Source organism: Rheinheimera mangrovi (assembly GCF_003990335.1).
Classification (GTDB): Bacteria; Pseudomonadota; Gammaproteobacteria; order Enterobacterales; family Alteromonadaceae; genus Pararheinheimera; species Pararheinheimera mangrovi.
Genome location: NZ_CP034683.1, coordinates 4,312,283 through 4,326,086 on the forward strand (window position 1 = coordinate 4,312,283; position 13,804 = coordinate 4,326,086).

The following is a 13,804-nucleotide window of genomic DNA, read 5'->3' on the forward strand; positions in this document are numbered from 1 at the left end:
GTGTTCTGGACCCATTTTCATTTAGTTCTGCCAGATTTGCAGTTGGTGGGCATTTAACTCTGGGGTTTCATCTTCCTGCCATGTCGCTGTAAAACCTGCTGGCACTATGTCAGCTGGGACAGCCATAGTTTCAGCCGATAAGTTCAGTAGCATCAGGCTTTGTTTATCGCCTAAAGACCGGACTATTTTCAGTAACTTACCTTCGGCTAAGAACTCTGCTTTGTAATCTCCTGCTATCCCAAACTCAGCGCGGTCAGCTTTTTGTTTGATCAGGAATTTATACAAAGACCAGACCGACTTCGCATCCGCCTGCTGTGCTGCGACGTTATTCGGGCCTTGTTGCTGAGCGGCCAGGAAAGGTGTCCACCAGCTACTTTCAGCCTGAGGCGGGAATAAGTCATCGCGCTGCACCCAGACTTTGTCTGCTGAACTAAAACCAGCCTGAGCGCTGTTGTCCCAGAACATTGGGGAGCGGCGGTGTAAATGCTCTTTGTCTGAGGCCTGAGTCAGCGCAATTTCTTCACCGTAATAGATATAGGTTGTGCCCGGTGAGCTGAATAACAAAGCCGCAGCCAGCTTGGCTTTGTTAAAGTCCTGCCCTATTTGCCAGCTTAAACGTGGCTGGTCGTGGTTGGTCAGGAATGGGCTGAAAAACTCCATAGGAGCAGAGGTCGTTTTGCGTTGTTGCAAGTTAGCCATCAGCAAATTGTCGGCTTGCGGACCTGCAGCTTGTTGCATAGTGCCAAACTCAGCATTTTGTTTGCCCGCGTTCAGCAGCTCCAGCACCTTGTAACCAAACTCAAAATCAAAACCTGCGTCCAGTCCTTTGCCATCGCCCCAGTATTTGGCCGCTATAGGCAAATCGACCCAGGCTTCAGCCACCAGATAAGCGTCTGGTTTGACACTTTTCACGTACTGGGTAAAGTCGACCCAATAGTCGATGGTGCCTTGGGTATCAGCACGTTGCTGTGGACCATCTTCCTGTACATAACGCACTGCATCTAAACGGAAACCTGCAACGCCTTTATCCAGCCAGAATTTGGCCATCTTTTTCATTTCAGCTATGACGTCTGGGTGTTTTAAATTCAGATCAGGTTGCGACGCACCAAAAGCCGCGTAGTAATAGGCTTTGCGTTCTGCGTTGTAATGCCAGACGGCTTCAGGCTTGACTTCAGTGCTCCAGGCCGGCCCCCAGCCCTCTGTCGGCAGTTCGTCACGCCAGATAAAATAGTCTTTATACGGGGCTTCACCTTTGGCTGAACGCTGGAACCAGTCGTGTTTATCGGAAATGTGGTTGATGACTAAATCGAGGATAATATTAATGTTTTTAGCTTTGGCTGCCTGTACCAGCTGCTCAAAATCCTGCATTGAACCGTAATCTTGTTCTACCTGGTAAAACTCGGTGAAGTCGTAGCCATGATAAGAAGGCGCTTCAAACATAGGCGTCAGCCAGATGGCGTTAATGCCTAAATCCTGCAAGTACGGCAGCTTAGCTTCAATACCTTTAAAATCGCCTGTGCCATCGCCGTTGGTGTCATAAAAACTGCGGGGCCAGATTTGGTAAAACACTGCATCCTGCCACCAGGGTTTTGTTGCTGCAGTACTTTGAACTGCGGTTGGACTGGATTCTGCTGGATTTACAACAGCAGTGGTGTTTTGTTCCGGCGCTTTACCGCAGCCTGTTAAAGCCAGCGCTAAAGCCAGCGCGAGCAATGATTTATTCAGCATTCGAAGATCCCTGTTTTTTTTGAATTTGACCCAGCTTAGTCAAATTCAGCCAACAGGGCCAGACTGCATACGAATGCACCCGAAAGGTGCATCTTATTTAGCGCAAATTAGGCTTATTGGTTGGTTAAACGCTTGCCAAAAGAGATGGCATAAGCCGGAGAGCGCATCTGCAGCACTCTGTCTGCGCTTGCACGTAAACCTGTACTAAGCACGTTTGGATCAAAGTTAAGGCCAGTACAGGCTTCACCGCCTTGCTCTGTGATAGATAACAGCCCTATATCCAGAGTTTTACGCTCGTTAGGCCATAACACTGAAGGATCGGTTTCAGTATCCCCTGCTTCACCCAGCACCAGCTGCATAGTCCACTGAGTAGGGCCTTTGGCTAAACGATCTGCTAACCGCTTTTGCAGAAAGTCTGTTGGCGGCGCTTTAATTTCAGCTTCAGTTAAGCCCTTCACGCCATCTTTAGGCACAAACTGCCAACGCACTTTTTGCTCCACGCCACTGTTGTCTTTGATAAAGAAGGTGTGAATACCAAAATAAGCTGTAGTGGCATAGCTCCAGGGTGGCGAGTTTTTCGCTAAATACTCAGCCTGGGCTTGGGTATCCGGATGAGCAGCGCGAAAGGCCTGAATTTTAGCCATGTCAGGTTTGCCTGTGGCCGGGTCTGGGATCTGAGTTTGCAGCAGACCTAAGAAGTTTTCCGGATCTTTAGCGCCAAAAACTGGTGTGGTTAGCATGGCAAAATGTTGGATCTGCCCGTTGGCTGTTTTGAGTTGTAAACCTAAGCCTCGTGGCGAACGGCCATTTTCTGCGGCTTTTGGATTACCACCAGCCATGGAAAAACGTGCAGTGACAGGCACAGTTTCACCGGACAACCAGGCGACTGAGCTGAAGTTTTTTGCATCAGGCAACGCCTGAAAGCTGCCTGCAGCACAAAAACCTTTGGCATGGCCTTTACGCTCACCTTTATGTTCACCAAAAATTTTGGCAAAGACATCAATAAATTGATTGGGTGTAGCCTGTTCAGCAGCAGATAAGGCAGGGCTTAACGCCAGCAATAATGATAAGGTAATTTTGTTCATGGACCATCCTTTTTGAATCACTGCGATAGATACTGCAACTAGAGACAGGACGATCAATTAAAAACTTTCAAATAAGAGTACAGTAGGCTTGGAAGCTGCTCTTCAGGACAACAGAGTAGAAAAAAATGGCCACCGAGGACTACAAAACAGCGGCCACTGGGAAATCAAAATAGTTAGAGCTTTGCAGCAAGGCGACGAGGCAGAAGTCAACGCCGCTGCAGCTGCAAGGACGACGGGTTAAAGGATGCCAGAGATTGAACGCATCAGCCCTTTAACCAACTCAGGCTCAGCTTCGGCATATTCCATATTGACCTGATTGGCAGTAGACAAAATACGGGTCTGGTAACGTTTCCACTCAGTTTCTTCAGTGGAGCTGACATTTTTATAGCCACTGTTACCTTGTTTTAAGCTGGCTTTGTTTTCTTCCAGCACAACCACGCCTTTTTTCGCACGCTCAGAAATTTGCAGGTCAGTAATAATGCTGTAGTGCACATCTTTCACCAGCGCATCAGCAGCTAAACCTATTAAAGCACCACCTACAGTAGCTGCGGCACGGCCACCACCACTGCCAAACTGGTTACCAATAGCGCCACCAATTAATGCACCACCAAAACCACTGCCAAAGGCTTCATTTTGCGCACGTAAATCAGTTTCACCTGCTTGTAACACGTTGGCCTGTAATAAGAAGTTAGCCTGCTCAGGGTCACGCACTACGCGGTAACCTTTAGACTGCACAGCTTCGATGATCTGAGGTTCGATAGATAAACCTTGTTGATCCGAGGTATTTCGCACCTGCACAAACACTGTACGCTTATCGTCTGCAACAGGGTCTAAAAAGATGGTGTCACTCATCTTGGTCTGAACTTGCAAATTCCTTTTGCTGATCGCCGTATGAGTGGCCGAACAACCTGACAACATCAAAGCACCAATAGCTAATGCAGCAACAGCGATTTTCATTTTTGACATACAAAACTCCATAACACAAAGTGAAATTAGACCTGCGTAGTTTAACGGACAGCTCGTTACAGACCAAGGCGAAGTGTTCATACATCAGGTAAAAAGTTGTAACAGACTATGCCGTTATATGCTTCTGCTGCCGTGTTGCAATCAATTATAGGCAGGCCGGCTGAATTGCAGATGAACTAAAAGGGGCAGCTCACATTTTTAATTGATTGAGTTAAAGTACAGCCCTAAAGTTCAAGCAGAGAGCCGTACAAGTGACACAATGCAATCTTCCCTATTGGCGCCTTTCCAGCTTTTACTTTTTTAATTGCGTTGCTTTAGGCTTGATGCTGCCCTTTTGGGGCCTTTACATGCACTCTCTTGGTTATCATGCTGCAGAGATAGGTTTTGTCACCTCACTGTTGATGATTACTAATATTTTTTCACCGCCACTCTGGGGTTGGTGGGCAGATAAAACAGGTCATCGTTTGGCATTAATACGCTGGGGCTCTGCGGCCAGTGTGTTGTGTTTTGCCTGGCTACTGAAAGACTTTGGCCTGGCGGGTATGGCTCTGGCTATTATTGCCTGTGGCATGTGTTGGCAAGGTATTAACGCTCAGTTTGAAACTATTACTCTGGATTATTTACGTGAGAACAGCAGGGATTACAGCAGGATCAGACTTTGGGGCTCAGTAGGTTTCGTCTGCGCAGTAAGTGGTGGCGGCTGGTTATTTGATCGGGTGCAGCTTAGCCTGCTGCCAGCTTTGATAGTGGTCGCTTTAGCTTTGATGTGGGGCAGCACCCTTACGATCAAGGAAGCGACTAAAACGACAAAAATTCGACCTCAAACCCAAAGTTTGTGGCGACTGCTTCGCCAACCTGCATTGATCACACTATTGCTCGGCCTCACGCTGGCCTATTTCAGTCACGGTAGTTATTACAGTTTTTATAGTATTTATCTGGAGCAACTAAAGTACGATAAAACCACTATGGGCTTACTCTGGTCTTTAGCTGTTCTGGCTGAACTGCTGGTTTTTGCTCTGATGCCTGTGTTGCTCAAGCGTTTTTCAGTCGCGACCATTTTGCTTGTCAGCGTCTGTGCCACCTCGTTGCGTTGGCTGGGTATAGCTTTTGGTGCAGACTGGATAGGTATTCTGGTGTTTTGCCAGTTGTTGCATGGACTTAGTTTCAGCGCTGTACACGCCTGTGCCATTGAGTTGCTTTATCGCTACTTTGGCAACGATTATCAAGGCCGTGGGCAGGCTTTGTATTACTCCCTTTGTGTCGGCACAGGGCAAGCAACTGGAGCACTTGTCAGCGGCTGGCTATGGGAGTTAAGTCCAACAACCAGCTTTGTTGTATCAGCCTCTGCTGCGGGTATTGCAGCAATGCTGATTAGTGCTGCGTTGTACCAACCCTCTTTGTCACTACTTAGGAGCAGGCCCTGTACTGGCGCGAATTAGCAACTGGTGGGGCAAAATATGGACTAGCTTTTCTGGCTGCTTACCTTCAATCAAGTCGATTAATAAGGTCGCACAATGCTCCCCAATCAGAGTTAAAGGCTGAGCTACAGTGGTTAAAGGCGGAGCGCTGTATTGCGACAGTGCAATACCATCTACGCCTATTACCGAAATATCTTCAGGTACCCTGTACCCCAGCTCACGCAAGGCATGCAAAGCACCTATGGCAACCTGATCGCCAAAACAGAAAAATGCGGTAGGCCGATCTTTGAGTTGCATAATAGCCTGGACTCCAGCCACCCCAGATTCACAGGAATAGTCCCCCTGATACAGCAACTTTTCATCAAAACGCACTTTTGCCTGCTGTAATGCTGTTCTGAAGCCCTTTTCCCTTTGCTGACTGCTCAGAATATGTGATGTTCCCGTGATCACAGCGATACGGCTATGACCAAAACTCAACAGATGTTCAGCCGCATCTCTGCCTATAGCCACATTATCAACCCCAACTTTAGGTATGCCCTCTAAGTCACAAAACTCGGAAGCATTCACTATTGGGGGTAATTGCTCGTGCAATGGCTGCTTTGGATCAACATCAAAAGGGATACGCTGCGAGTTGGTAATAATGCCATCAACTTGTCGGGTTTTTACCATTTCAGCAAAAGACCGCTCCAGTACAGGATCGTCCTGAGTATCTTTCAGAATGACGGAATAACCTCTGGCCAGCGAAATTTGCTCTATGGTCCGGACTATAGGTGAAAAATAGGGATTGGTAATATCAGGCAGCATAATGGCGATATTGCGTGAACGCCCTTGTCGTAAACTGGCAGCCAGACGATTAGGGATATACCCCATATCTTCAACAACTTTCATCACCAGATCACGGGTTTTCTCTGAAACCCGATCAGGATTGTTTAATGTACGGGATACTGTAGCCATGCAAACGCCGGCTTTTTTGGCGATGTCTCCCATAGCCAAATGTTTAAACTGATTGTTCGACATAAACTAACAACCCCTTAGTCTTATCCACCGCATCAAATCTACATGCAGCGCCAAAGCCTGATAACAAGCTCACTTAAACTCATGATTTTTATAATTCTTAAGCGTTTTAACTGCATTGGAAATCGTTTTCACAAATGCTTTCTAAATTCATAAAAAGGCGTTAAAAAACAGCGTTTACAGAGAAAATATCTCATTTTCTCAGGATTTTTTCTGTCAGAAATGTAACCCATTGCGGCACAACATCCTAGAAAAATATACCTCGGAAATGTACTGTTTAGGTATCTGTACTCTAATTTATTGTGTAACAAATAATCAAAAGCAATTTTCATTTTGCAAAAACAAACTCAAAAACACACGTAAGTCACTGTTATAAATAAAATATAAGCAGATTTCACATAAAATGAACAGGCTTGACACCTTGAAAACAAAAAGTTATTTTTTAAACAATTAAGAATTCAGGTGGTTGCAGCATACCATCAAGAAAATAGAAAAATGTCCGTTCAGGATATTTTTTTAGCATCAAATGGAAATCGATTTCCAAAACATAACAAAATAAAACTAAAGCAGTAGCGGGCGCGCAAATACGCACTCAACAGGGATAAGACGATGAAAAATAAAACACACTGGTTCCGGCGCAATGCGCTGTCTTTTGCTGTTGCCAGCACTTTATTCGGCGGCATGGTACCTGCCGCTTTTGCTCAGATAGAAGGCTCGACTATAGCGGGTAAAGTGATCCAACAAAGCGCAGAGCGCAAAGCTGGCGGAGTAACAGTTACAGCAACAGACAAAGACAGGGGCTACAGCAAAACGACTCAAACCCGCGAAGATGGTTCTTATGTCTTCGTTGGCCTGAAACCAGGTATTTATCTGGTCAAAGTAGGTGATAACGCGACAGAACCAGTCGAGCTGCGGATTGGTCAAAAAGCGACTGTGAATATCACATTAGAAGCGCCCAGTGACGATAACATCGAACGCATAGCTGTGAGTGGCGTGCGTATTGAAAGCTTTTCCGGGGGTGAAGTGGGCACCAACATTACTCCGGAAATGATTGCCCGCCTGCCACAAAACAACAGAAACTTTTTATCTTTTGCTGATCTTGCGCCTGGCGTGCAACTCAATACCGATGGTCAGGGCAACGTGAGTATCCGCGGTGGTGCTCAGCACCAGCGTAATGTGAATGTGTTCCTCGATGGTGTCAGCCAAAAAGATTATGTCCTCAAAGGCGGTGTGACAGGTCAGGATTCCAGTCGTGGTAATCCCTTCCCTCAAAACGCTATTGGGGAATACAAAGTCATTACCCAGAATTACAAGGCCGAGTTTGACCAGGTTGGCAGTGTGGCCATTACAGCAGTCACCCGCTCTGGCACTAACGAATTTGAAGGCGATGTTTTTGTAGACTACACCAATGAAAGTTTGCGCGAAGCAGAACCCAACGAGCAAAACGGTAAAACTGAGTCACTGACCCGCCATGCCGGTATGTTGTTATCTGGCCCTATTGTGACAGACAAGCTGCATTTTTTAATGTCGTATGAACGTAAAGAAATTCAGGAACCAGTAGATATACCTGGCGGCGCCGGGGTGAATCTGGTGACTCTGCCTGCGGAGCTGGAAGCCATGCTGGGTCGGGAAACCTCAGGTTTTGACGAAGACTTATTTTTTGGCAAACTGGACTGGGCGATCAACGATGACAACTCGCTGGAAGCTTCAGTCAAATTGAGAGATGAAAGCGATGTTGCCGATTTCGGTGGCGCTAATACGCTGAGTTATGGGGTAAATCGCGAAGTCAAAGACCACAGATACAACGTCAAGCATGTGTACTATATGGATCATGGTCAGAACGAATTCCGCCTGACTTACGAAGACGCCAGCTGGAACCCAAAACCTTATACAGATGGCCCTGGTATTGTGCTGCAAACTGCAACCCGTCAATCCATTTTGAATATGGGCGGTGGCCGTAATTTTCAGGACAAAGGCCAAAAAGGTTGGGCAGTGCAAAATGACTATACTCTGCTGGACTTAGAATGGCAGGGTAACCATGTAATTAAAGCTGGTATTAAATACAAGGAGATCACCCTCAACACCCTGCAACAGCAACCCTACAACCCACAATATTTCTATAATGTTGAAATAAATGGTCCAGGCACTTTTGCGATAGATCAGCCTTACATGGTGGAATGGGGTGTGCCTGCCAACGGCTCAGTGGGCGGTAATGTGGAATCCGAAAATACCCAGCTAGGCTTGTTTATTCAGGACGATTGGGAAGTGACAGACCGATTAACGCTGAACCCTGGTGTACGCTGGGATTATGAAGAAACGCCAAGCTATAAAAACTACCAGACGCCACCAGAATTGGTCGCGGCATTACGTGGTTGGTCTAATCTGGACAATGCTAATTACAATATTGAAGACTACATCAGTACTGGCAAAGAACGCAGTTATTTCAAAGGAGCCTGGCAACCAAGATTTGGCTTTAGCTATGTGATGGACGATAGCCGCAGCCATACAGTATTTGGTGGCTATGGCCGTTCTTACGACCGTCAGCAGTTCGACTTTGTGCAGTTGGAGGAAAGTAAAGGCTCCTTTGCGCAGGTGAGTTATCTGTTTGCTGGTGATCCAGCGAATCCATGTGGCCCGACTGCAACAAACTGTACCAGTTGGGACCCTGCGTATTTAACTCAGGCCGGTCTGGATAGCTTATTGTCGAGCATTGATGTGAAAGGTGAACGTTTCCTGCTGAACAATGATCTGAAAACCCCTTATTCCGATCAATTTAGCATAGGACTGCGCAGTAACTGGGATGAATGGAACACCGAAGTCAGTGTCGCTCATACCCAGTCCAAAGACGGTTTTAACTGGCTGCTGGGTAACAGGAGACCTAATGGTCAGTTTTTAGCAGATGGCACAACTTGGGGTCAACCATGGGCCTTTGGAGTACCAGGCTGGGGCAACTTAATACTGTCTTCCAACGATGGTCAAACCCGTATTAATAACCTGTTTGTTAAAATTGACCGCCCACACAGAGATTTTTGGGGCCTGAACCTGGCTTATACCTTCAGCGACGCCGAGGAGAACCGGGTATTCAGTGAAGTTTTTGCGCTGGATTATGAAAGCGTATCTGACTATGGCTGGAAGAAATCTGTAGGCGTACCAGAACACCGTATTGTGTTGTCAGGTAGTTACGATCTGCCATGGGAAATGTTTGCTGCCTTTAAATACACCTGGGCTTCAAAAACCACCTATGAATATCTCGACTGCAGACAAGGCGGCAATGCCTGCTTCTTTGACCGCACCGATCCTGCAAAAAGCGATTACCAGCGTTTTGACCTGTCATTAAGTAAAGAATTTGGCAGCAGTTATCTGGTTGACGGATCCAAGTTCCGTATTCGTTTCGACATTCAGAACCTGTTTAACCAAAACAATTACAACAACTTCAACTTAAACCCTGATTCAGCAGAATTTGCCATGCCGAACGCTTTTACCTCCACCAACGGTGGTAAGCGCCAGCTAAAACTTTCTGCCGGCTGGAGCTTCTAGAGCATGTTGATGACTGTGCCTGAAATGTTCGGGCACAGTTTTTTGTTGTAATGGAGAATCTGATGTTATTCGCAAAGTTTCTGAAAACTTTACTGCTAAGTTCTGCAGTTTTATTAGTTAGTGTTGGCTGTCAGGCTGCAGCCTTTAACGCAACTGGCTACGACAGTCATGTTGAATTGCAGTGCATTGAGTTATGCAAAGCAGAGCAAAAGTACCAGCTCAGGGTATCCATCAATGATGGTGCATGGCAAAACCGAGGAGAGTTCCAGGGGCAGTCACAATTAGACTTTACCAGGGATTTAGGTCGTAATTTAACACTGCGTTATCAGCTATTGTCGGCTGATCAAAAAGAAGTGCTGGCAAGCGCTCAGACCCAAACCAGAGACTTTTCTGATGACGAGTTACTGGAAATGGTGCAGCGATACACCTTTCGTTATTTCTGGGATCATGCGGATCCGATCACAGGCTGGGCCAAAGAACGCATGCCGAACCCACGCGATGGTGACATTATTACCAGTGGTGGAACAGGCTTTGGTATAGCCGCTTTAATCACTGCCTCAGAACGTGGTTGGGTCAGTCGTGAAGCCGCTGTGGATCGTATGCTGAAAATCACTGCTGCTTCGCAACAGTTAGAGCGATTCCACGGTATGTGGGCTCACTGGTACAATCCGGCGACCGGCAAAGTGCATAACTTTAGTAAATACGACGATGGTGGAGACATAGTTGAATCCGCTTTTCTGGCACAGGGGTTGCTGACAGCCCGGCAGTATTTCAATAAAGCCAATGCAAAAGAGCAACAGCTGCGACAAGACATTAGCCGTCTGTGGCAAAACATGGAATGGAGCTGGTACACCAAAGGCGAAAACATTCTGTATTGGCACTGGTCGAAGCATCATGGCTGGGCCATGAATCACCCTATTAAAGGCTACAACGAAGCTCTTATTGTCTATGTGTTAGCGGCAGCCTCTCCAACCTATCCTATCAGCGACGCTCCTTATCACAAAGGCTGGGCTGCAAGCACTGTCCACACCTTCCGTAATGGTGAAGATTATTATGGTATAAGCCTGCCTTTAGGCGATAAAAGTCAAAAAGGTGGTCCGTTGTTTTTTGCCCACTACTCTTTTATGGGGCTGGATCCTCGCGGTTTGCAGGACAGATACGCCAACTACTGGCAACAGAATGTGCGTCATACGCTGATTAACAGAGCCTATAGCATAGACAACCCTTTTGGCTGGAAAGGTTATGGTGAGGATTTATGGGGCCTGACTGCAGGTGATCACGTCCCTGATGGTTATGGTGCTCATGCTCCGGGCATGTACAGCGACAGAGGAACCATAGCGCCCACAGCAGCTTTATCTTCGATGCCTTACACACCAGAACATTCCATGCGGGTGCTGAAGAACCTTTACTACAACCATGGAAAAACGCTGTTCGGCCCTGCTGGTTTTTACGATGGCATAAACCTCAGCGCCAGTTCGGATCCGGTCAAACAGGTGCGCCGGACTTATCTGGCCATCGATCAAGGCCCTATTGTTGGCATGATTGAAAATTACAGAACAGCCTTGTTGTGGAACTACTTTATGCGAGACCCGGATGTACGCAGTGGACTGCATAAACTTGGCTTCACTCTTTATGGAAAACCCATTCAACAGCTCCAGCCTGAATCTCAGCCCGCGGCAAAGTCAAAGGAATAAAAGATGACATTTACCACCTACTCGAAAATAGCCAGCGGTGTGGCTCTGGCTTTAGTTCTGGGCGCTTGCAATCCGAACACTGTGCCGGAAATAACTGGCTCAGTTCAGCAACAGACCACAGGTTCTGCAACTGTGGCTCCTGTGCAACAAACAGCCATGGATCAGTTTATCAGTGAGCTGATCAGCAAAATGAGCATTGAAGAAAAAGTAGGCCAGCTCAATTTACTCAGCAGCGACTGGGATAAAACAGGCCCAACCTTATCAGCCGACTATCAGCAGCAGATTAAAGCAGGCAAGGTAGGTGCAGTATTTAACGCTTATACAGCGAACTTTACCCGCGAGCTGCAGAAAGTGGCGGTGGAACAAACCCGCTTAGGTATTCCTTTATTATTTGGCTACGACGTTATTCATGGCCATCGTACTATTTTTCCTATTTCTTTAGGTGAAGCTGCGTCCTGGGATCTGGGATCTGTAAAAGCCAGTGCCAGAGTTGCAGCAACCGAAGCTTCTGCTGAAGGTTTACACTGGACTTTTGCACCTATGGTCGATATCAGCCGCGACCCGCGCTGGGGTCGGATCTCTGAAGGTTCAGGTGAAGACGTGTTTCTCGCTACCGAATTGGCTAAAGCCAGAGTACATGGTTTTCAGGGCGACGATTTAAAAGCTACAAACACAGTGCTGGCCTGCGCCAAACATTATGCCGCTTATGGTCAGGCTCAGGCTGGTCGCGATTATCACTCGACGGATATGTCGGAGCGTGAACTCTGGGAAACTTACCTGCCGCCCTTTAAAGCGACGGTCGAAGCAGGTGTCGGCAGCTTTATGACGGCATTTAACGATCTGAATGGTGTACCAGCGACAGCAAACCACTATCTAATCAAGGATATCCTGAAACATCGTTGGGGTTTTGATGGTTTTGTGGTGACGGATTACACCTCCATCAATGAATTGGTGCCACATGGTTTGGCTGAAGATTTATCTCATGCCGGCCAACTGGCGCTGAACGCCGGTGTGGATATGGACATGCAAGGCGCAGTGTACAGTAAACACCTGCCAGAACTACTGGCGCAGGGCAAAGTGTCGGAAGCGCAACTGGATCAGGCTGTACGTCGTATTCTTGAAATGAAATACAAACTAGGCTTGTTTGAAGACCCGTACCGTTATTCGGATGAACAACGTCAGGCAGATCAGATATACAAAGCAGAGCATCTGGCAGCTGCCCGTGATGGTGCACGTAAATCTTTTGTATTGCTGAAAAATGAAAACAAAGTGCTGCCTTTATCAGCCAAACAATCTATAGCTTTGATAGGTCCGTTGGCCGATTCCAAGGCCGATATGATTGGCTCCTGGTCCGCTGCAGGTGACCGTATCACTAAACCTGTGACTTTACGTGAAGCTTTAGTCGAGCGCTTAGGCCCTGATTCCCCGATCCACTATGCCAAAGGTGCAGGTTATGAATTTACTGATACCGACCAGTCTGGTTTTGCTGAAGCTATAGCTGCAGCTAAAAAAGCGGATGTCATCATTCTGGCTATGGGTGAAAAGTGGGATATGACAGGAGAAGCGGCCAGCCGGGTTGAACTGGATTTCCCAGGCACTCAGGATGCCCTGATGAAAGAGCTGAAAAAGCTTGGTAAACCCATGGTCTTAGTCTTGATGAGTGGCCGTCCTATGACCATCAACTGGGCGAATGACAATCTCGATTCAATACTGCACACCTGGTATGCCGGTACTCAAGGAGGCCATGCTATTGCCGATGTACTCTATGGCGACTACAACCCGGCAGGTAAGTTACCGGTCACATTCCCACGTCATGTTGGCCAGATCCCGATTTACTACAATATGAAAAATACCGGACGGCCTTACGAGCCTGAAGGTCCGGAGCAAAAGTATCGCTCGCGCTATCTGGATTCACCCAATCAGCCGCTTTACCCTTTTGGTTTTGGCTTAAGTTACACCAGTTTTACCTATTCGGCTGTGACTCTGAGCTCAACACAACTTCAGCCTGCAGAAGAAATCACCGCGTCAGTCACTTTGACGAATACGGGTGACCGGGCTGGCGAAGAAGTGGTGCAGTTGTATATCCAGGATAAAACAGCCTCGGTTACCCGGCCTGTTCGCGAGCTGAAAGGTTTCCAAAAAGTAATGCTCGATAAAGGGGAAAGTAAAACTGTGCAGTTCAGCATCAAAGCCACAGATTTAGCCTTTTACAACCTGGATATGGCATATGTTGCAGAAGCTGGAGAATTTAATCTGTTTATTGGCACGGATTCCACTACCTCAAATCAGGCGACATTCCAACTGACGAATACAGTGCAGTTGCAATCTGCTATGGTCCGCCCCTAGCTCAATCACAGAGTAG

Annotated in this window: 8 protein-coding genes; 4 read left to right on the forward strand and 4 right to left on the reverse strand. The window is 47.1% G+C overall.

Translation table 11 applies throughout. From position 1 onward, the window contains the following. Nucleotides 1-21: 21 nt before the first annotated feature. From EK374_RS19365 to EK374_RS19375, 3 genes are all read right to left on the reverse strand, one after another. The gene (locus EK374_RS19365; RefSeq protein ID WP_127026164.1) at nucleotides 22-1,728 is read right to left on the reverse strand and encodes an alpha-amylase family glycosyl hydrolase; all 1,707 of its coding nucleotides are present in this window, start codon (nucleotides 1,726-1,728) and stop codon (nucleotides 22-24) included. Between the two features lie 113 nt (nucleotides 1,729-1,841). Then, nucleotides 1,842-2,813, reverse strand: a complete 972-nt coding sequence (locus tag EK374_RS19370; RefSeq protein ID WP_127026165.1) for a catalase family peroxidase — start codon at nucleotides 2,811-2,813, stop codon at nucleotides 1,842-1,844. 237 nt (nucleotides 2,814-3,050) lie between these two features. Further along, on the reverse strand, nucleotides 3,051-3,779 hold the full coding sequence (locus tag EK374_RS19375) for a complement resistance protein TraT (RefSeq protein WP_127026166.1): 729 nt from the start codon (nucleotides 3,777-3,779) through the stop codon (nucleotides 3,051-3,053). Nucleotides 3,780-4,030: 251 nt separating this feature from the next. On the opposite strand from EK374_RS19375, the gene EK374_RS19380 reads away from it, so the two are divergent. Next, nucleotides 4,031-5,218: an MFS transporter gene (locus tag EK374_RS19380; protein ID WP_127026167.1), complete on the forward strand. Its 1,188-nt coding sequence runs from the start codon at nucleotides 4,031-4,033 to the stop codon at nucleotides 5,216-5,218. On the opposite strand, the gene EK374_RS19385 is transcribed toward EK374_RS19380, so the two are convergent. Then, entirely contained in the window at nucleotides 5,183-6,214 is a 1,032-nt protein-coding gene (locus EK374_RS19385) for a LacI family DNA-binding transcriptional regulator (protein ID WP_127026168.1), read from the reverse strand. The two genes, EK374_RS19380 and EK374_RS19385, sit on opposite strands and share 36 nt — an antisense overlap. 606 nt (nucleotides 6,215-6,820) lie before the next feature. On the opposite strand from EK374_RS19385, the gene EK374_RS19390 reads away from it, so the two are divergent. The 3 genes from EK374_RS19390 (at nucleotide 6,821) to bglX (ending at nucleotide 13,788) form a co-directional block, all read left to right on the forward strand. Then, nucleotides 6,821-9,748, forward strand: coding sequence for a TonB-dependent receptor (locus tag EK374_RS19390; RefSeq protein ID WP_127026169.1), 2,928 nt, complete (start codon nucleotides 6,821-6,823; stop codon nucleotides 9,746-9,748). Nucleotides 9,749-9,810: 62 nt separating this feature from the next. Continuing rightward, nucleotides 9,811-11,442 carry a glucoamylase family protein gene (locus EK374_RS19395; protein WP_127026170.1) on the forward strand — a complete coding sequence of 544 codons (1,632 nt, stop codon included), beginning with the start codon at nucleotides 9,811-9,813 and terminating at the stop codon, nucleotides 11,440-11,442. A 3-nt stretch (nucleotides 11,443-11,445) separates the two neighbouring features. Beyond that, on the forward strand, nucleotides 11,446-13,788 hold the full coding sequence (bglX, locus tag EK374_RS19400; protein ID WP_127026171.1) for a beta-glucosidase BglX: 2,343 nt from the start codon (nucleotides 11,446-11,448) through the stop codon (nucleotides 13,786-13,788). The last annotated feature ends 16 nt before the right edge of the window (nucleotides 13,789-13,804 follow it).